Source organism: Ferrigenium straubiae, from assembly GCF_051257895.1.
Classification (GTDB): domain Bacteria; phylum Pseudomonadota; class Gammaproteobacteria; order Burkholderiales; family Gallionellaceae; genus Gallionella; species Gallionella straubiae.
Genome location: NZ_CP194331.1, coordinates 853358 through 872943 on the forward strand (window position 1 = coordinate 853358; position 19586 = coordinate 872943).

A 19586-nucleotide genomic window follows, 5' to 3' on the forward strand; every position below is an offset into this window, starting at 1 on the left:
CTTTATTTGAATTCGACGTTGAAAGAAAGAATGTTCCACCGTACTTTCATGTTCGGCTGGGCGATGGTTCCTCCATCTGCAAATGGATTGAAATATTCATATTCCTGTAATGCTTCTTTTATGAGTTCCTTGATTTCTTCGCGGCGACTTTCAAGTGCTTGCGGGATACGCAGGTTAGAAATTTCTTTAACTTTGTTTAATCCAGTTACGTTGTCTCCTGCCCCCTTTCCGACTACGTTAAACAATATGATCTGCCCATCTACAACCAAAGCGGCATAAGGCAAACGACCATCATCGAGGTATCTCCCCCCCCCCCCCCTAAACCAATCAGGTAAACATTCCGCTTGCGATCAATCGTCCAGAAATTGGAAATCAGGCTGAATGGATGCACGTGGCTATCAATCGCACTGATAGATTGATAATTGACGAGCGCATTCACTTTTTGCTTGTCTTGTTCCGGTATCGCTTCATTCACGAATGCCATGATGGTGTTCTCCTGTTGAAATTGTTCGAATCGGTTGCCGTTGAATTTCGCTGCTTGTACTGATTTAGTCATCATGCCGCAATCCTCCAGTAAGTATCGTTTGCCGATGCCGCCACATTCGTTTCAAATATCCAGTCGTTGCCCGCGTTGACGCAAAGCGTGTCGTTGTTATCCAGACCGGCTGTGACTAAATGTAGTCAACTCAAATTGCCTTTTCTGAAACTCGTTCATTCCAAACCTCGCTTAAGAACTGGCCAGTTCAATTCGCTCCCGTTATCACAGATAGCCATTCCAGATTCAGGGCGCAACCCTACCCGCGTCGCGGCTTAATAACCATATGCCGAAATGTCTATATATTTCGGCCTAGCACTAGGCCGCCAACGGCATTGGATCGTTCGCCGCTTCAATCGTGACATCGGACAGGCTGTCCACGATATAGGTATCGTTGCCCGCCCCGCCCGCCATGGCATCCACGCCAGCGCCGCCGTCCAGCGTGTTGTCGCCGCTGGTGCCGGTAATGCTGTTGTCCAGCGCATTGCCGGTGCCGTTGATCGCGGCCGTGCCGGTCAGAATAAGGTTCTCGACATTATCGCTCAGCGCGTAGCTGACGCCGGTGTCCCGTCCGCGTGTCCGCAGTTCGTTTCCTTGAGTCAATTTCTCCATTTTTTCGCGTCTCCTATCGGTTTTTACTGCTCTAATTCGCTTCGCCAATCTGTTTTTCGTTCGTTATGTTTATCGCCACATCATTCATCTTCCCATTTCACGCTTTTAGCGCGTGACATCGCGGACAGTATGGTTTGCTTCCCCGCTTCGATTTCTGTTTGCCGCGTGTTCCATTCACGCCCGCTAATACCTCAGGTAGTAGCCCGACAGCAGCCCATCCCATGCCTCGAACCAGTGCTCTTTTTTTGGCAGTTGTTTGTGTGGATCAGTGCCGCTCCACGCTTCTGCCGGTGTTCTGCCATCGAGGTTCTGGTGCGGTCTGACGTGGTTGTACCAGTAGCGAAAGATGCCAAGGTCGATATTGAGTTGTTCGATGCCCGTTACGATCCATTGGTCGAGAACTTGTTTCAACGTACCGAACAGACGCTCGACCCTGCCGTTTTGCCACGGGCAGCCGGGTATGGTTCTTTGATGGCGGATACCGAGTCGTTCGAGCCCGAGACGGAATTGTCTTGAAGTAAAAATAGCTTCGTTGTCGGTGCGGATGATCCTCGGTTTGCCGTAGGCGCGGATGACCCGGACGATGCTGGCGATCAGGGTGCGCGAGGTCTTGTCATGCAGCGCCTGCATGTGAAGTAACGCCCTGCTGCCGTGGTCGATGATCCCAAACAGGGAGTGCAGCTTGCCATGGGCATCCGTCTTGCCGGTGAGGTCGATGGCCCAGATGAGGTTGCGTGCCACGGGCTTTGGTTTGGCATGCTTGAGCTTGCGGCGCAGAATCTGGATCTCGTAGTCGTGACGCTGCAGTACGTAGTGGACATAGGTTTTGCCTACGCTGACTTGGCGGGAAGCGGCAAAGCGGCGATTGCAGATGTCGGCGATGGTGCGGCATCCGGCTTGCGGCATGAGCGCCTTGAGGCGGAGGATTTCGGTCTTGAGCCATTCGGGTTTGCGGGGCGAATGGCGGTGTTTGTCCGCATCAATCCCTTGCGGGAGTTTATGGCCATGGCGAGGATACACAGGCGCGCGGAACCAGCGCAACAGGCACTCGGCACAGAGCTGCAACAGTTCGATTATCGTCAACAATATCAGCATTTCAAATAACTCAAATTAGCCACACTGATCGTGCGCCATCTTCCGTTCATGGTTCGACATAACCAACGACCTGGCTGGCGTCTTTTGGCAGCCTAGTCGGATGGCTAGTAGTTCCACCAGGCCTGTCCTGAGCCACGCCGAAGAAGGGCTCACCACGAACGGAGGGATATTCAGCGCTTCCTTATTCTGGACAGGCATCTTTAATTCCTGCTTTCGACTGTATATCCGTAGCAACCGAGCGTAATTTTTCCGCTACGACCCTCAGACTGTTCATTTGCACCCTGGCGGCTTCAACCTTCTCCGCATCGACCGGCTGCCCGTCGGACAGGACCGAATTCGTCACCCGCTCTATGGCGTCGGCAAACCGGTCCAGTGCGTTCGCCCGAGCGAGATAGTTTTCAGTCTTGGCCGTCACCGATTTCCATATGGAATGACTGAAGTCGTCCACCTGTTTCAACAGTTCATCTACAAAAACCTCCCCGCCAGCCAAGCCACGCAACAAAGAAACCGGCTCTTCGTCATGCTTTTTCATTTCGCTTCTCCTGTCAGGAAATCAAAGTTCTCTTGATCGTTGCGCTCACCGCTCCCTCCCCGCTTCCTGGAACGCCCCCAGCACCGGCGAAAGCAGGTATTCGAGGATGGTCCGAGTGCCGAGGTGTATCTCCGCCGTAACCTGCATGCCGGGGCTAAGGCTGTGGCGCACGCCGTCGGCGATGAGGTGCTGGGCCTTGAGGTCGATCAAGGCGCGATAGGCGAACGGGAGGTTGCTGCCGGCCTTGTTGCCGGGCTGCTGTTGCGGGTTGTTGTCGCTGGCGTCGGCGGAGAGGTGCGCGACCTCACCCTCGACCATGCCGTACTTCTGGAACTGGTAGGCGGCGAACTTGATCTTGACCGGTTCGCCGGTGTGGATGAAGCCGACGTCCTGGTTGCCGACCCAGACTTCGGCGCGCAGGATTTCGTCGTTGGGGACGAGGGTCATCAGGATGGTGCCGGGGCTGATGACGGTGCCGGGGGTGTGGGTGGCGAGGTCCTTGACGATGCCGTCGTGCGGCGCCCTGAGTTCGTGGAGGCCGTGGCGGTATTGCTGCTTGGCGAGTTCGCCCTTGGCCTTGTCGAGCTTGTCTTCGATGTCGGCGCGTTCGTTCTGCAGGTTGCGCCGGTAGTCGGCGGTGATCTGGGCGAGCCTGCGGGAGGATTGGTCGAGGCTGGCCTGGGCGCTCTGGATGAGGTATTCCTGCGACTTGAGGTCCTGTTCCTTTTCGATGCGTTCGCGCGCCTTGTCGTTGGCCATGATGCGGCTGACGAAGCCGTCCTTGACGAGCTTCTCGTAGGCCTCGTCCTGCTGGCGGTAGTGCGGCAGGGTCTTGAGCAGCTTGGTGCGAACTTCCTCGGCGGCGGCGAGGTCGCTCTGCGCCTTGGCGTGCAGGCTGCGTTCCTGGGCGAGTGCAGTCTCGTAGGCGAGGCGGTTGGCCTGGTGCTGGGCGCGCGCCTGGCTGTAGAGGTCGGCGGGGTCCCCGGCTTGTTTGGCGAAGGGGCGGCCTGAAAGCTCGGTGTCGATGCGGCGCAGGGTGAGGCGTTTGCTCTGCGCATCCGTATTCAGCGTGGCGACATCGGTTCCGGAGAGGGTAGTGTCCATGCGCATGAGCACCTGTCCGGCTTTGACCCGCTGCCCCTCTTCGACGAGGATGTCGCGGATGACGCCCTGTTCGGAGGGCTGGACGATCTTGAGGTAGCTCTGCGGGATGAGCTTGCCCTCGGCGCTGGCGACGACATCGAGCTTGCCGAGGGCGGACCAGATGAACAGGAGCCCCAGCAGGGTGAGCAGGATATACAGCAGGGTACGCGCAAACGGCGCGGGCGGTTGCGCCTGGATGCGCAGCAGGCCGGGGGAGAAGTCGAGGGGATCGACGCCCGTGAGTTGTTTTTTCCAGCGCTTGGCGCGCATTTATTGCTCCCCGGAGGATTTCAGTTGGATCAATCCGGGCTCGATCCGGGGAGAGGCTACGAAAGATATATCGGGAGAAAATACGTCTGACATGCCGCTTACCGCACCGCGATAAGGGAGATGTACTTTTGCAACTGACCTCACCAACATGACGCCCCTCTCTCCACAAACAAAGGAGCTGCCGAAAACTACCATTGGCAGCCCCGCCATCATAGGTTTTACCCCTTAGACCGGAAACTTTGCGTCCCTGCCTTTCGGCAGGTTTGCCTTTTTCATTGGTGCCCCGGAAAAATCCGGTGGCAAGGAAACTGAACAAGTACGTTTGCCCTGAGCCTGTCGAAGGGCGGGCTTTACGGCTTGCGGATTTCATTCCATGCTCCGTTCATGGTTCGACAAGCTCACTACGAACGGAGGACTTATTCACGCTTCCCTAATTATTTTTGTTTGGGCGTAACGTTAATCCGCGGACAGGCATAAAACAATATGCCGAAATGCATATATATTTCGGCCTAGTCATTTGGGACAATCCGGCGATTTCGTGCCTAATGGCTCACCGCCGCAGCTGTCCCCGCCTCAGGTTTGCCGAACTCGATCACTTCGTCCACCTGCAGCGCCTTGGGCAACTGGTGGGTGATGAACAGCATGGTGACCTTGCCCTTGAGCTTGTTGATGGTGCCGGCGAAGTGTTCGGCGGTCTGCATATCGAGGTTGCTCACCGATTCGTCGAAGATCAACACGCGCGGGCGCTTGAGCAGGGCGCGCGCAATGGCGATGCGCTGGCGCTGCCCGCCCGAGAGGCCGATGCCGTTCTCGCCCACCGGGGTCTGGTAGCCTTGCGGGAGCTGCTCGATGACCGCATGTATCTCGGCCATCTTGCAGGCGTGGACGATCTCCTCGAAGCCGGCGTGCGGATTGGCCAGTTGCAGGTTGTCGTAGAGCGTGCCGGAAAAGAGGCGCGTCTCCTGCGGGACGACGCCGAAGTTGGCGCGCAGTTCGTTCGCGGCGAGGTGGCGGATGTCGTAGCCGTCGAGCAGCACGCTGCCGTCGGTCGGCCAGTAGAACCCCTGCAGCATCTTGGCCAGCGTGCTCTTGCCGCAGCCGGACGGCCCCATCAGCACGGTGAGCTTGCCCGCGGGCAGGGTGAGGTTGAGATTGCGGTACAGGTAGGGATGCTTGTCGCTGTAGCGGAAGCTGACCTCCCTGAGCTCGACCTTGCCCCCTGCCCCGCCGCGCGCACGCGCGGGAACGAGGGCATGCGGTTCGGCGGGGGCGTCCATCAGGTCGCCGAGGCGCTTGACGGCGATGTCGGCCTGCTGGAATTCCTGCCACAGCCCGGCCAGGCGCAGCATCGGCTGGCTCATGCGTCCCGCGAACATCTGGAATGCGACCAGCATGCCGATGGTGAAGCCTTCGTTCCGCATCACGAGCAGCGCGCCGACCACGAGGATGGACAGGGTCATGATCTGTTCGAGTGCGTTGGCGGCGACGTTGTAGCTGTTGGAGAGTTGGCGCGTGGAGAAGCCGGCGGCGAGATAGTTAGAGAGCAGGTCGCCATATTTCTGTTCCAGCACCGGTTCCATCTGCAGGGATTTGACGGTCTCCATGCCGGCGACATATTCGGTGACGAAGGCCTGGTTTTTTGCGCCCAGCAGGAACTGGTGGTTGAGCTTGTCGCGCAGCGCGGGCGTGACGGCGAAGCTCAGGGCGCAGATGAGCGACAGCAGCAGGAGCGCGATCAGGGTGAGCTGCCAGCTGTACCAGAACATCACGGCGAGGAAGATGAGCAGGAACGGCAGGTCGAGCAGCAAGGTGACGGCCGCGCCGGAGATGAATTCGCGCACCGTCTCGACGCCATGCAGGCGCGCGACCAGCGTGCCGGTGGGGCGGTGTTCGAAGTACGGCAGCGGCAGGTGCAAGAGGTGGCGGAACACCTGGCTGCCGAGCACGGCGTCGATGCGGTTGCCGGTGTGCAGCACGAAGTACTGGCGCAGCCAGGTCATGGCGCTGTTGAACAACATGAACATGACCAGCCCCACGGCGATGGCGATGAGGGTGCTCTGTGTCTGGTGAACGATGACCTTGTCAATGATGACCTGGGTGAACAGCGGGGTGACGAGGCCGACGAGCTGGATGGCGAGCGAGGCGATGAGGATGTCGCGCCAGACGCGCTTGTGCTTCATCAGCTCCGGCACGAACCAGCGGAAGCCGAACGGTGTGTGGCCGGGCGCGGGGGGCTGCGGGGCGGAGTCGGTCTGTTCCTCTTCGAGGTCGGCCGCGGTCTGCGCGGTGTCGCGCGCGACCAGCAGGATGTCGTTGCGGAAGTGTTGCGTGAACTCGGCGAGCGGAACGGTCTCGGGCTGCTCGGCTCCTGCGCGGAAGAACAGCACGCGCTCTTCGTCGGCCTTGACGAGCAGCGCGGGGGTTGCAAGCTTGGGCGGCGGAGCCTCCTGTCCTTCTTCCGGATGCGGGACAGCAGCCTCAGTTTCGGTTGCCGGAGCTTCCCCCTGCGTATCTGCTTCGTCTTCACGCAGGAAGGCGACCACGGGGAACGGCATGCGCTCCAGCGTGGCGATGCCCTCTTCATCCAGCACCGTCTCGCCGACCTTGAAGTCCAGTGCCTGCAAGGCGGCGATCAGCGAGGTGCGCGAATACGGCGGCGGAAATTGCTGGCGGATGAGCTGCGGATCGAACGGAAGACGGAATACGCGCGACAGGCTGCCGATCAGCCATAACATGTCCTGCCCGGTGTAGTGCATCTCCTGCCCTTTCAAAAAATCTATCGGTCAAGCATGAGCCTGACATCATGCAAATAATACGGTGTACTTGTTTTCGCAACCACAAACGGTGCGATTCTGAAGCAAGCGCTCCCACCTGACCATAGACCGAAATGCATAGATAATTCGGTCTATGCTGTTATTTAAAGTGAAGATATGCCCCCATTGCCATGTATTTTGCGGCTAACGAAATCAACTATCAGCACGACTACCGGCTAGCGCCAGTGCCCGCACCAGCCGTTGGTCATCCCTGGCGCGTATATGAAACCGGCCTTCCAGCCATCTGAGTATCTCTTCGTCTTGTATGCGCATTTTCTTTAATCCTTCCAGAAGCCCTTGAACCGGTCCGGTGATAGCTGGGTATAACGGACGGTGTGCTGGATGTTCTTGTGCCCCAGATAATGCTGGATGGCGCGTGTGTCCTGCCCGCCCTGTGCCAGCTTGTATCCACAAGCATGGCGCAGCATGTGCGGGTGAACGCTGAATGGCAATTTAGCTTCTTTCCCTGCCCGGCCGACGATCTTGCGGATAGCATCGTCGGTAAGCGGCGCCTTGCGCTCGCTGTTGAACACGTAAGGCATCATGGGATAGTCGCGCTGCAGGCGACGCAGTGCGCGTAGCTCTGGGCCACGTAAGGGATGGACGCTGGGATTACCCTGCTTGAGGCGATTGATGTGTATCAGACCTTGCTTGAGATCGACCTGCTCCCAGCGCAGATTGACCAGTTCGGTGACACGCAAGCCATGACGATATGACAGCAGGATTAAAGTCGCATCACGGTGGCCGTGCCGCCCTACTCTACCGGCCGCATTGATGATCTTTTCGACCTCCTGTTCGGTTAGATATTCACGGCTACGGTAGTCCGCATTCTTGCGGCGCAACGGAACTTTCCGATTTACGGTGTTTGGCGTGTTGCGGATTGGAAACCGCAAGACTGCATTGCTATTTAGCTGCATTGAGTGAACTCTCCGTATAAGGGGCTTTTTACGGAAAGTTTCGAAGTCCTTCCGTAATCAGCAGTTCACTCAATTTACCTAGATTGGAAAGTTTTCAAAGCGATTTTTAATCATCGTGGGAGGTAATCCCATAGAAGTGCCCGTTGATCTTTTTCACTGTCGCCTCGCTATGTGCCGTTTTTACAAATTAGCAAGAACCAGAGTCCCACTCAAACTGCCCATTGAATGGATTCATTTTCTGTTTCGCATGGAAGTGCACCTCACGTCCATCGTCGTAAGTCCGATAACAGTCACCATTCATGCAGTTGGTGTTGCAGCTTACAACGCCGGGTTGTTTAGCAGGTCGAACGGGATAGGGCCCACTGCTTTTAGATGTCTTGATTGGAGCCACCGATGGAGAAGAGCTTGCCTTATCTTTAGCGGATGTTTTCTTTTTGACCTTATTCAACACGTCCATCGCAATTTTGGTGCGCCTATCGGCCTCTTGTGTAATAGCTACATCCAACGCTTCGAGGAACTTGCCATGCTGGCTGATTTTTCTCGACAGGTCTTGTGCCTTGATGATTTCAGCTTCGCTCATTGACTCGGACAGCTTATCTCGATTAGCGGCAGCCTTGTTGGTGGATGAGAAATCTGTCGCTGCTGATATGTTAAATAGGGCATATGCTATAGAATTAACTTTGAATATATATTCATACATCACTCCAAGATTGTTCATCGCATCCGCATCACCTTGATTAGCGGACAGACGATACCACTTCACAGCTTCTTGATTATCTTGCAATACCCCATTGCCCTTCGCATATTGAAGCCCCATATAAAATTGCGCCGCAGAATCACCTTGGTCGGCAGCAAGGCGATGCCATTTAGCCGCTTCCGCATAGTCCAGAGCCACACCTCGCCCGATGTAGTACAAATAACCTAAACTTCTCTGAGCAGATGCATCACCTTGATTGGCGGCAGCCGTGAAAAGCTTTGCCACCACAGCATAGTCTTGCGTCACACCTTGTCCATTATTGTATAGCCGCGCAAGATTTCTTTGAGCTGTTGCATTACCTTGATCCGCAGACTTTCTATACCATCGAGCGGCCTCAGCGTAGTCCTGTGGCACACCCTGACCGTATTCATATTTTGCCCCCAGATTATTTTGAGCCAATGCATAGCCTTGCTCGGCCGCTTTGGAATACCACTTCACTGCCTCCGCAAAATCTTGAGCCTTCCCCAATTTGTCATACATGGCACCGATTTCATGCTGAGCCTCCTTCTGCCCTTGGCTCGCTGATTTTTGAAACCATTTTGCTGCTTCCGTAGCGTTCTTTGACACCCCCTGCCCTGCTCTATACATGAGTCCTAACATGTATTGAGCAGACGGTTCACCTTGGTTCGAGGCTTTGCTGCACATAGCAAACGCTTCTGCATCATCATGCGGCACACCTTTTCCAATAGAGTACATTGCACACAACCAGCGTTGGGCAGTAGCGCTCCCCTTCTCAGCGGATATATGAAACCATTTTGCTGCTTCAGCAAAATCCTGCAACACACCTTTTCCGAAGTAATACATTCCCCCAAGGTTATTTAGCGCTGCTGCATTACCTTGATCTGCCGATTTTCTATACCACTTCACCGCTTCAGCGTAGTCTTGTGCCAAACCTTGACCATTTTGATATAGCAATCCAATCCCGTTCTGCGCATCTGCATTCCCTTGATCCGCTAACGCTTTCCACTCTTTATATGCGTTCGCATAATCATTTGCTTTATAGGCTGCATATCCCTCATCCCACCCAGCTAATGCTGAGACTGAAAATACCAACCCCAAAAATAGTGCTGCGATTCTCTGCATAATTTTTTCCCCTTGTTATTTGATTCAGGAGCTACTGGCATCCAATGTTGATTGGTGCGTATTCAACATTTAGTACCGATACGCAACAAATAATATCATTCTTCATTGATTGTCGAAGCACAACAATATTTGTCGGCACATCTGGAGCGGCAAATATGGCAGCGACAAAGAAGAATCAGGGCAGCAAGCTGGGCGTGATACTGGGCGCGAACATCTCCGAGCGCCGCAAAAAGCTGGGCTGGACGCAGGCGGAACTGGCTGAGCGCATCGGTGTGGATACGGAAACGGTCTCGCGCTTCGAACGCGGCAGCAACCTGCCATCCCTCCAGCGATTGGAGAAACTGGCCGATTCACTCAATATCCCGCTCTATCGTTTGGTCGCGGCCTCCTCTCCCAGAGCTGATGATCAGTCGCACATCCTCAATGAGTGGATCTCCGAATTAACACCAAAGGATCGGGAATTTGCCCTGAGCACGCTCAAGCAGTTGTGCGTGCATCTGGCCACAGCCAAACGCGCGCCTAAGGTGTAGTTTTATAGAAGCACCCTTTCCTCCCCTTCACAGATCACTCTTTTTTTTTCCTCGCCTTTGCCTGTAACGGACTTAGTGCGCAGCCTGCGCACCGTTTTTGCAAATAGTGCTTCGGGAATTTTTCGACCTAGGTAGATTTGCTCCACTCACTAGAGAAAGGAGCAAAAAATGCACTACCGGAAACATTCCCCATCAACCTCCCCGGCATCCCCTGATGTTGTCCCCACGCACCGTTATCGCTTCGATGCCCTGGACAGGATCGCAGCAGGCAACCCCCTGTGTTTATCACCTACCAGCTGTGCTGAAGCTAGGGGCGATGATGAATCTTCTAAAAACATACACCTTGACCACCGAACGGCCGGATACATTCCTGGTTTACTGGACCAACAGCATCATCCGCCCAAAGGGGGTTCTGCGTGTTCAAGTCCTGCCGCAGATCGTCATCGGTACATGAGGTATCGCGCCGGAGCCTGTGGGCGGGTGCCATGAACAGTAACCACGGCAAGCAGGAAGCTCGTTATTTCCTCAACCTGAAGCACAAACTGATCCTGGTCGTGACAGATAACCAGAGCGGAGGGAAACGAGTGGTCACCACCTACCCTGCTACCCGGCATTTCCATCCCATGCCGAAGGCGGCTTGAGCAAGACCATGGAAGAGCAAATGATTACTCAAAAAAGAATGCAGAAATATATCGCCTGGGGGCGCAAAGCAATTGGGTACTCGATGCTTTTGCTGCTGATCAGGCCGCGCGCGCTGACGGCGCAGGATGATGCTGAAATGGCTAAACTCAAAGCCCTGCTGCGCAAATACAACGAGTTGATGGCGCAGTACGAGCAAACCAAAGCAGTTGCTGTCGCTGCCAATGATGAAACTTTCCTGGGAGACATGCATGACCATTGAACACGACAAAGCAACCCTGCTTGCCGCACTCAGAAAACCCGTGCTCATTCAGCAGCAGCTGGACAAGATCATTTCCCGGGCATCTCGTACGGCAAGCCCCCTACCCCCACCGCCGCACAAAATCCCGTTATGGCGGCTTTATAAAGAGTCGACAGCATTCTTGGCTGACGGTATGGCAGTCTGGCCGGCTTTGGGAATAGCCACTCATCTGGATTATCTCCAGGGTTGGATGCACCAGTTATGGATGGCGCTATGATGAGCCACGATCAGCGACTGCATTTACGCTATGCCCATACCGACCGCACTCGGATATTGAAGGATGTTCGCAAAAAGCGGACTTCAGAATTGGCCTGCGATCAGATTTATTTCGTTGGATTCCGCATCAAGGGTGAGGGAGATGGCCGCTATCACCATGCTTTGATCCTCGCGGATGACCATGACAGCTTTCTGGACGGAATCGCCGGGGAATTCAATGCCATTCTGGGCCAGCCATCGGTGGCTTCCGTGAAGGATATTGCTTTGGTATTCGTGCGAAACCTGATGATCCTTGATCCCGAACTGGCGGTCTCTGCCGAGTCGCAAAACATCACAAGCGATATCCAGGAAGAACTGATCCGGAGAAATGATGGCCAGTATCGGTGCACGGGATGGTTGGCGAAGAACGTATTTGCCTGGTCAAGGTTCAAGCCGGCGATGCACTGTTGGCCATGGACAGTGCACGCCGGTCAGTCATGGCAAAGTATCAGAAGGAATGCTTCCCTTGGAGGTGTGCCAGCCACATCCGGAACGGCAGAGTGCTGTGCCTTGTTTGATGCCACAGCGGAGAGGATCAAGCCCTTGCTCAGCTGCGAATCCACCGACAGCGCGTATCTGCACTAAGATTCATTTTGTGTCGACGCGCTCGCGCAGTTCCTTGCCGGGTTTGAAGTGAGGGGCATACTTGGCCGGCACCATGACGGTCACACCGGTCTTGGGGTTACGCCCTTTGCGCGGCGGACGATAATTAATGCCGAAGCTGCCAAAACCGCGCACTTCGACCCGCCCGCCCCTGGAGAGAGTTTTGGACATTTCATCGAGGACGAGCCGAACGGCAAGGTCGATGTCTTTAGTAGTGAGCGCCGGATACAGCAAGGCCAGATGATCGATGAGTTCTGCGCGTATCATGTAACCGCAGCCGATTGCTCGGCCTTGAATTTGCAATTGGAACAGGCTATTAAATTGGAAGATTATACCGGAAGGATTGCATATCCATCAAAACTCTCGCTGTATCAAGCAGTCTATTCACCGCGACATTGGCACGCTAATTCGCTAGCGGCAGACTTGTGGAACCGTAATTTCCTGAGCGGACATGACGAACTCACACAATCGACCCAAAGCGGAAGTTCTGGCTGTGTGCTCAGACCGTCTACTCTTCGGTGCGGCCATTTTCAACAAATAAGGGGAATGTCGACTTTACACATTTTTCCAGACAACCTCATTCATCGAGACTAGGCCGAAATATCTAGATATTTCGGCCTATGTATTCAGGCATGGCAGTGTGCTTAAATGCGCTCGGAGTCTGCGCCCCCATTTCCGTAATGTAACAAAGAGACGCAGGAATTTAGAAGTGAAAATATTTATAACGATAGACCTGAAAGTGTGAAATGGAAAAGTCCACAGTTGCAGCAGCTATAATTGCGCTTCTTGGCGGTTTGCTTGGTGTGTTTGTGGGGCAGAAGATGAGCGCCACGACAGAATCTGACAAATTGATTCGCGAAAAGCTAGATCAGGCATATGTGAATACGCTGGCCCTCCCGTCCCTCGCGCTTGACCTACACTCAGCCGTCCTCGACCCCATATCCGACGCAAATTTCCTTTACACAGCAGGGCGCTACGAGACAGCTCGTACCAAGTATCGTGAAGGCATAGCGCGCGTTGTCGCCGTCAGCGACCTCTATGAACCCAGACTCGATGCTTCCACACAGAAAGTGGCGGATTGCGCGAACAGGTTTAGCTCCGCAGCGGGAGATCAATTTCTTTTGAGGGCAGAACTTGGCGGCAAAGTCATTGTTCATCCCCCGTCCTATATCAATCCCAGCTCACCGCTGGTATTGCCAGAATCAATCAATATGACGGTGGCTTTGCGGCTGGAGTGCGAGAAAGCGACCAATGAACTAAAGAAGTCAGTCGCCTCCGCAATGGAATTACATCTGTGATAGTACAACCAATATCTGCCGGCCAACCCAGCGGTGCAGGGGACGCTACGCGATAAAAGCCGCGCAGCGCCTCTGACCTTGAACGGTTAGCGTTTTCGCAAAGGAGTAATGAGTCTAGAAGATAGGTTGACCGGTTGGATTGGTCCTTCAAGTGACACAGAGCAAGACAAACAAGATCGGACAGAGCGAATGATCCGAGATGCCATTAGCTCTCACGCTCCTTTTAATAATTGCTCTCTAAAAATATATGCGAAAGGAATTGGTAAGCTGAAAAGCTTTCAAAATAATGGAAAGAAGGGGAATAAATTGGAGCGTATTAAAACAAATACTGTATTGATGCTTTTCATTGCGTTGACTTTACCAGCGTGTTCTACGCCAACTGCAAAATACTATTCCGATAATGCATATCTTATGAAAATTAGGGGGCGGTCTGATTTATCACTTGTTGACCAAAAAAAAACGCCTTTGAGTGAGATGGGGACTTATGGGAAGCCTCTTTTAACAGTCCCATCATCATTTATTCATGGAGAAGATTTAACTATTCAAAATACAGACAGTACTCAGACGTTGAGGCTTCAGGGGCTATATGATTATTGGCATTCATTCAGGGCATCAAACGATCCAACTGCAAAATCTCTTGGGGGCGAAGATCATCAAAATGAGACGAAGCCTATTCCGCTAGGTGATGCTTGGGAGAATGCCTATAAAAAAGCTGAAGAAATACACAAAACTTTATCGGCAAACAAAACCTTAGTTGCAAATGATGAAGGGTATGACCTAATCGAATTTGAACCTAATGTGTATATTGAAATGACTGAGGATGTTAATAGAAGTAAACCACCAAGTGACGTATGGGGGTATGAGAAGGATGAGAACGGGAATCCAATTCCAGATTGGTATTTTACAAATAAATATTCACAACTGAACCAAGCAAGGGAAGTTCTCTCAAGTAAGAAGATTGCCGATAAAGATCGAGTGCTGATTGCCCATCTTGATACTGGATTTAGTTCTAAAGATGCCTTGCTGTTAATGAATCCGACAGAGACTGCAAGATCAACTTACAAGTTGGAATACCGTCCTCCGTATGTGCAGGATTGGAAATATGGAGAATTTAAAATTGAGGATTCCCAAAATTTCTTTCAAAAAAAATGTTCTGAAAATTTTGAGGTTCCACCTTTAAACCAAGAGCATGGAGAGTGTCCTGGTCATGGTGTAAAGACTTTATCGGTACTATCAGGTGGCGAGTATAAGTTTGATATTAATGGGAAGACATATATTGTCGGTGCAAACCCATATGCCAATGTAGTGGGGTATCGAATAAAGGATGGTCCGATACATTTTCGTACAACTGAAATGGTTGAGGCGATTAATAGCGCAATTCAAAGGAATGTAGATGTTATCAGCATGAGTGCGGGTGGATTTCCAAGTGGAGCCCAGAGAGATGCTGTAAACCTTGCTTATGATAAGGGTGTTGCGATTTTTGCAGCTACTGGTGATTACTTTAAGGTTCCATTCTTATCAATATTTGGGTTTGGTCAGACCCCATCGATGGTTGGATATCCGGCACGTTATAACCGAGTAATGGCAGTTGCTGGAACGACATATGGTTATAAAAGCTATGGGGATGATCCTTATAGCGAGTGGGTTGGAATTTTTAAAAACGGGCTGAACTGGGATAAATGGGCTGACTGGATGTTGCGAGGAAACTATGGTCCTAAATCGATTATGTCTGGTGGTAAAGCTGTATCAGCGTATGCGCCAAATGTTATGAGTTCACAGCCGTCGCTAGCTAATGGCCTATATACCTCAGTTTCTTTAGCTGGAGCGGGGACATCTCATTCAACTCCACAGGTCGCTGGTGCAGCTTCAATTTGGTTGCAATTGCAACGAGAAAGAATCGTAAGTTTGGGAAAATGGAGGGATAGTTGGGAAAAAGCTGAGGCCGTATATCAGGCCGTTTCGGTCTGTAGTGCTGCTAAAACAAGGCCTGTTGGAATGAGTGATAGTGATTTTGTTAATTACTTTGGGTCTGGGCATCTTAAGGCATTCGATGCACTAAGCTATCAGTTTCCCACTACTCCAAATACATTGCATAAGCGGGCGGAGTCGAGAATTGGACACACGTGGATGATTGACTTATTTATGACCATGAGGAAAGGGGATGTGTTTGATCCATCATGGGAACGTATTCGGAGCTCTATGATGGCTTTAGAGGCCGTCCAGTTTGCAACAATTGACAAAGGCCTTGCCAAAGCAAAAGCCGCATTGGATCAATGTCTATTGGCAGCCGCGACTAAAGACTCCGATTATCAATGCAAGGAGAAAGCTGTTGATTTTCTGGATGCTCTTGAGGCATATCCGGAATTATCCTTGACCTTGCGGAAAGCGGTTGCTCAAGCTTTATCTAAGATTGATCTACGGATATTTGATAATCAAATTAGACTTATTCGTGATGCTCTTGATGAAACGAACCCAGATTCCTGCAAATTGAATAAAGCTGGAGCATGAATTGTTCAATGGCTAATTTGTGCAGGTTACGGCTGACTCCAGTGAATTGCGCACAGTGTGCCCAGCAGTGGAGGCTGGCGTAACCCACCTATACGAGGGTATCCCGAATTTTGTGTAAACGGGATTTCCCTTTCCTTTACGTGAATGCAGTCCAGATAGACGATGGGATACAGCGCATCCAGCGGGCGGGACTGCAATGCCTTCACCTCATTGGCCACGGCATCGGTCACCGAGGAGATCAGCGTCGGTGACACCTCCGTGCCATACATTTCTTCCTGGTGCAGGCCGGTGAAAACGTTGAATGCCTGGTATTGATTGGAGGGTGTCCCGAATTTTGTGTAAACGGGGTTTCTCTACTGTTGCGGCATCCGATCCTCGAACTGGATAGTAAACCGGTTTAGCGCAGCCTTCCAATCCCTGATGGGCATCGTCCATTTCTTGCTGATGTTATTCAGCGCCAGGTAGAACAGTTTCAGTAATGCCTCGTCGCTTGGGAATGAGCCCCGGTTTTTGGTGATCTTGCGCAGGCTCATGTTCACCGACTCGATCGCATTAGTGGTGTAGATCACTCGCCTGATCTCCGGCGGGTAGTCAAAGAACGGGATGATACGCGCCCAGTTGCGCCGCCATGACTGGATGATCGGCGGGTACGCCTCACCCCATTTTTCCTCGAGTTCGGCCAGCCGCAGCCCGGCATCCTCGACGGTGGCGGCGCTATAGATGGCGCGCAAGCCGGTTACGACCTCTTCACGCAACTTCCACGAGACATAGTTCAGGCTGTAGCGCACCAGATGCACGATGCATAACTGCACGTCGGTCTTGGGGAATACGGCCTCGATGGCTTCCGGGAATCCCTTCAAGCCATCGACACAGGCTATGAAGATGTCCTGCACGCCACGGTTCTTCAGTTCGGTCATCACCTGCAACCAGAACTTGGCGCCTTCGGTCTGGGCGATCCAGATGCCCAGCAGCTCCTTCTCGCCGGTCATGTTGATGCCCAACGCCAGGTAGACCGCCTTGGCGCGGACGGTGCCGGCATCCCTTACCTTTACGTGAATGCAGTCCAGATAGACGATGGGATACAGCGCATCCAGCGGGCGGGATTGCCATGTCTTCACCTCGTCGGTCACGGCATCGGTCACCGAGGAGGTCAGCGTCGGCGACACCTCCGTGCCATACATTTCTTCCAGGTGGGACTGGATCTCGCGCACGGTCATGCCACGGGCGTAGAGCGACAGAATCTTGTCGTCAAATCCAGTCCAGCGGGTCTGGTGCTTGGGGATGAGTTGCGGCTCGAAGCTGCCGTGGCGATCGCGAGGAATCTCGATGGGGAGCTCGCCGAATTCACCCTTGAGTGTCTTTTTGCTTTTGCCGTTGCGGGTGTTGCCCGCAGGATTGGTGACGGCTTCATTCTTGCCGTAACCAAGATGCGCTTCCATCTCGGCATTCAGCGCACGTTCGACCAATGCCTTGGTGAGCTGCTTGAGCAGGCCGTGCTCGCCTATCAGGTCTTCCGGTTTCTTGTAGTCAGCCAGCAGGCTGTCGATCAGTTCTTGCGGTAGTGCTTTCGCTACGGTCATGTCCTCTCCTTGCAAAGTGGCGGCAGTTTCCTGCCAAATGACCGTTTACACAAAAATTCTTACACCCTCGACCGCTTGCCTTCGAATCTATCGTAGCTCCACGCCTTAACTTTGGCTGTGCCCTTATATGTGTCCTTATATTAGGAAAGCCGACTTCATTCGGTCGCTTTCGACAGCCGATAATCCCAACCCCTTGGCTACTTCTGTCCATCCAGATACGGCATTGACGACTTCCTCTAGGATGTCTAATGCCTCGTTCTCTTTCAGGCGGTAGAACTCGGCGGTGGACAGGGCTACCTCGATGTCTGGCTCGGGGCTGGTATCATCCAGCGCGAGTGCGTGGAATTCCTTGTTCAGATTCGGATTCATGTCGAACGCATCCGAGAGTCGCCATCCGTCTGTAACCCGGATAAATCCATGGTTGCGTAGGTGATCGTCCCGATTGCTGACTAGCACGTTAAAAAGAACACGCCGAAATAGCTGCGCTAGGTCGGTTTGAATAGAGCCTCTTGCGCCTTGGTTGCTGATGAACTCGGCCATCTCTAAGTAGCTACCAAATTCGCCGTCCTTTTTCTCAAGCAGTGTCATGGCTGACGCATACATTCGCCGAGAGGTCTCTGTTCGGTCGAATCGCTTTACACAAAAGGTGTGATACTTGGATGCAAGCTGGATTGCATGTGAGGGAGGTACCCGGATTTTTGCCTTTTCAGCTAGACGATGTATCACGAGTTCCCAAGCGCCAACGTCGTAAATATCGTCTTTCGCTGGAAATTTCGCGATCCAGAGGCTGCTATCACTCTCTTCGAAATTAGCTTTCGGTCGGGCGCCGCCAAGGGAAGAACCTGGGGCAATCAGCAAGGAAAGCCACTTCTCATACTCGGGAAGTTCCTCAACCCCTTCTTCTTCCAAACGGTCACAGATCAATGCTAACTCGTTAAGATCGGTCACAGAAGGGGTTGGTAGTTCGCTGTTATCCAGGAATGGACCATCTGGGCGGCGAAAGCGCAGGGCGCCTTGTCGAGTGTGGTCATTTACCCCGAGTAGAAAATCCATTTCCTGAAGCGTTCTGCGGGGGCGCCCCTCTTTTTTGGCTTGGATGGCTTCGCGTCGTTCCATGAGTACGCGGCCCCAGCGGTCAGGAGCCGAGTCCAGAAAGACCCCAAAGGAAAATGAGTCTCCGACAGGGTGTTGCTCCCCAGCGTATAACTCCAGTCTGGGATCCAGCATAAAAAGTTGTTGGGCAATCCATTCTGCGGTGTATTCGAAGGATGGTGGTAGAGCGGTGCGAAACTTGTCACGATATAGCGTGCCGACGGAGCCGGAATAATCAAGTTCCTTGGCTTCGAGAAAGACTTCGAAGGCGTCTCGCGCAGGATTATTTTTCGCCATTGGCATTCCCTTTGCGCCGCCCCTTCAGTAACTGGGAAAGGACTTCCCGGTTTCGTTCTCTTGGGTTTTCGTGCTCTAGCGTAGCCGTTCTTGCAAGACGAAGCCGCGTAGCGGCCTCTATGGCAGCAGTGCCCATTTGGGCATTTCTACGAGGAGGCAACGCCCGATCTTGCAGTTTGCGGCCAATAACATCATCCCTAGCCACTTGATCGATATCTTGGTCCAAGCCTAATACCCGCAATGCTTTCATATAAGTACCAATGGCGATATTGGGATCCCCCTTTTCCAAACGGTTCAACGTATCTCGGGATACGCCAAGCCGCTCGGAAAAAAGCACGGTTGTCAATTCCCGGCGTAGCCGGGCATCTCGTAGCCGCTCGCCAAGGGCAGTCAGTTGCTTCGTGATAGACGGAAAAGGGGAATGAAAAGATCTAGCCATGTCCGTTACTTTATGCAAATTTTGAGTATTTGTCAAAAGTATCGGCCATTTATCTATTCTTGCTTGGACTGCAATCCGATCAGTCAAAGATAGATAAATGTCCGATACTAAGGACAACAAATGAGAATTTGCATAATTTATCGGACGCCATCAATTGCCAAGATGTCCGCAACGGCCGATTAGGTGACTTGGCTGGTTCTCGGCCCAGACGGACTTGTGGTTTGGTCGCCAGCGCTTCTGCTCCTCGCATAGCAGGCGAACGTGTCTAGTAACTCGATGGGGGGCAC

The 19586-nt window shown here is 53.0% G+C and carries 20 protein-coding genes, 1 pseudogene and 1 riboswitch; of the genes and pseudogenes, 7 read left to right on the forward strand and 14 right to left on the reverse strand.

Annotation, left to right across the window (positions count from 1 at the left end):
* Nucleotides 1-2: 2 nt before the first annotated feature.
* From ACRRNM_RS03845 to ACRRNM_RS03885, 9 genes are all read right to left on the reverse strand, one after another.
* Entirely contained in the window at nucleotides 3-245 is a 243-nt protein-coding gene (locus ACRRNM_RS03845) for a hypothetical protein (protein WP_435626918.1), read from the reverse strand.
* Nucleotides 246-259: 14 nt separating this feature from the next.
* Nucleotides 260-559, reverse strand: a complete 300-nt coding sequence (locus tag ACRRNM_RS03850) for a hypothetical protein (protein WP_435626919.1) — start codon at nucleotides 557-559, stop codon at nucleotides 260-262.
* A 294-nt stretch (nucleotides 560-853) separates the two neighbouring features.
* Nucleotides 854-1147 carry a hypothetical protein gene (locus ACRRNM_RS03855; protein ID WP_435626920.1) on the reverse strand — a complete coding sequence of 98 codons (294 nt, stop codon included), beginning with the start codon at nucleotides 1145-1147 and terminating at the stop codon, nucleotides 854-856.
* A gap of 183 nt (nucleotides 1148-1330) precedes the next feature.
* Nucleotides 1331-2242, reverse strand: a complete 912-nt coding sequence (locus tag ACRRNM_RS03860; RefSeq protein WP_435626921.1) for an integrase core domain-containing protein — start codon at nucleotides 2240-2242, stop codon at nucleotides 1331-1333.
* A gap of 181 nt (nucleotides 2243-2423) precedes the next feature.
* A complete protein-coding gene (locus tag ACRRNM_RS03865; RefSeq protein ID WP_435626922.1) occupies nucleotides 2424-2774 on the reverse strand; it encodes a hypothetical protein in 351 nt (116 codons plus the stop codon).
* A gap of 45 nt (nucleotides 2775-2819) precedes the next feature.
* A complete protein-coding gene (locus ACRRNM_RS03870; protein ID WP_435626923.1) occupies nucleotides 2820-4187 on the reverse strand; it encodes an HlyD family type I secretion periplasmic adaptor subunit in 1368 nt (455 codons plus the stop codon).
* 193 nt (nucleotides 4188-4380) lie between these two features.
* A riboswitch (cyclic di-GMP riboswitch) is annotated at nucleotides 4381-4465 on the reverse strand.
* A 264-nt stretch (nucleotides 4466-4729) separates the two neighbouring features.
* The gene (locus tag ACRRNM_RS03875) at nucleotides 4730-6958 is read right to left on the reverse strand and encodes a peptidase domain-containing ABC transporter (RefSeq protein ID WP_435626924.1); all 2229 of its coding nucleotides are present in this window, start codon (nucleotides 6956-6958) and stop codon (nucleotides 4730-4732) included.
* A gap of 320 nt (nucleotides 6959-7278) precedes the next feature.
* Nucleotides 7279-7917, reverse strand: a complete 639-nt coding sequence (locus ACRRNM_RS03880; protein WP_435626925.1) for a tyrosine-type recombinase/integrase — start codon at nucleotides 7915-7917, stop codon at nucleotides 7279-7281.
* Nucleotides 7918-8104: 187 nt separating this feature from the next.
* Entirely contained in the window at nucleotides 8105-9757 is a 1653-nt protein-coding gene (locus ACRRNM_RS03885; protein WP_435626926.1) for an SEL1-like repeat protein, read from the reverse strand.
* Nucleotides 9758-9912: 155 nt separating this feature from the next.
* On the opposite strand from ACRRNM_RS03885, the gene ACRRNM_RS03890 reads away from it, so the two are divergent.
* The 5 genes from ACRRNM_RS03890 to ACRRNM_RS03910 all read left to right on the forward strand — a co-directional run bounded on the left by ACRRNM_RS03890 (nucleotide 9913) and on the right by ACRRNM_RS03910 (nucleotide 12067).
* A complete protein-coding gene (locus ACRRNM_RS03890) occupies nucleotides 9913-10287 on the forward strand; it encodes a helix-turn-helix domain-containing protein (protein WP_435626927.1) in 375 nt (124 codons plus the stop codon).
* 485 nt (nucleotides 10288-10772) lie between these two features.
* A complete protein-coding gene (locus tag ACRRNM_RS03895; RefSeq protein ID WP_435626928.1) occupies nucleotides 10773-10928 on the forward strand; it encodes a hypothetical protein in 156 nt (51 codons plus the stop codon).
* Nucleotides 10925-11188: a hypothetical protein gene (locus ACRRNM_RS03900; RefSeq protein WP_435626929.1), complete on the forward strand. Its 264-nt coding sequence runs from the start codon at nucleotides 10925-10927 to the stop codon at nucleotides 11186-11188. The genes ACRRNM_RS03895 and ACRRNM_RS03900 overlap by 4 nt, the downstream gene beginning before the upstream one ends.
* Nucleotides 11178-11444, forward strand: a complete 267-nt coding sequence (locus ACRRNM_RS03905; RefSeq protein ID WP_435626930.1) for a hypothetical protein — start codon at nucleotides 11178-11180, stop codon at nucleotides 11442-11444. Before ACRRNM_RS03900 ends, ACRRNM_RS03905 begins: the two co-directional genes overlap by 11 nt.
* A complete protein-coding gene (locus ACRRNM_RS03910) occupies nucleotides 11441-12067 on the forward strand; it encodes a hypothetical protein (protein ID WP_435626931.1) in 627 nt (208 codons plus the stop codon). Before ACRRNM_RS03905 ends, ACRRNM_RS03910 begins: the two co-directional genes overlap by 4 nt.
* A 3-nt stretch (nucleotides 12068-12070) precedes the next feature.
* Here the strand turns inward: ACRRNM_RS03910 and ACRRNM_RS03915 are convergent, their stop codons facing one another.
* Nucleotides 12071-12352: an integration host factor subunit beta gene (locus ACRRNM_RS03915; protein ID WP_435626932.1), complete on the reverse strand. Its 282-nt coding sequence runs from the start codon at nucleotides 12350-12352 to the stop codon at nucleotides 12071-12073.
* A gap of 479 nt (nucleotides 12353-12831) precedes the next feature.
* Between ACRRNM_RS03915 and ACRRNM_RS03920 the strand changes: the two genes are divergently transcribed.
* Entirely contained in the window at nucleotides 12832-13383 is a 552-nt protein-coding gene (locus ACRRNM_RS03920) for a hypothetical protein (RefSeq protein ID WP_435626933.1), read from the forward strand.
* Nucleotides 13384-13491: 108 nt separating this feature from the next.
* Complete coding sequence (locus ACRRNM_RS03925; RefSeq protein WP_435626934.1) at nucleotides 13492-15891, forward strand: S8 family peptidase; 2400 nt, start codon at nucleotides 13492-13494, stop codon at nucleotides 15889-15891.
* A 125-nt stretch (nucleotides 15892-16016) separates the two neighbouring features.
* On the opposite strand, the pseudogene ACRRNM_RS03930 reads toward ACRRNM_RS03925, so the two are convergent.
* From ACRRNM_RS03930 to ACRRNM_RS03945, 4 genes and pseudogenes are all read right to left on the reverse strand, one after another.
* Nucleotides 16017-16172, reverse strand: a pseudogene (locus ACRRNM_RS03930) (transposase); the annotation flags it as partial.
* Nucleotides 16173-16244: 72 nt separating this feature from the next.
* Nucleotides 16245-17471 carry an IS256 family transposase gene (locus ACRRNM_RS03935; RefSeq protein WP_435626935.1) on the reverse strand — a complete coding sequence of 409 codons (1227 nt, stop codon included), beginning with the start codon at nucleotides 17469-17471 and terminating at the stop codon, nucleotides 16245-16247.
* Between the two features lie 135 nt (nucleotides 17472-17606).
* Complete coding sequence (locus ACRRNM_RS03940; RefSeq protein WP_435626936.1) at nucleotides 17607-18860, reverse strand: type II toxin-antitoxin system HipA family toxin; 1254 nt, start codon at nucleotides 18858-18860, stop codon at nucleotides 17607-17609.
* Nucleotides 18847-19299, reverse strand: a complete 453-nt coding sequence (locus ACRRNM_RS03945; RefSeq protein WP_435626937.1) for a helix-turn-helix transcriptional regulator — start codon at nucleotides 19297-19299, stop codon at nucleotides 18847-18849. Before ACRRNM_RS03945 ends, ACRRNM_RS03940 begins: the two co-directional genes overlap by 14 nt.
* Nucleotides 19300-19586 lie beyond the last annotated feature (287 nt).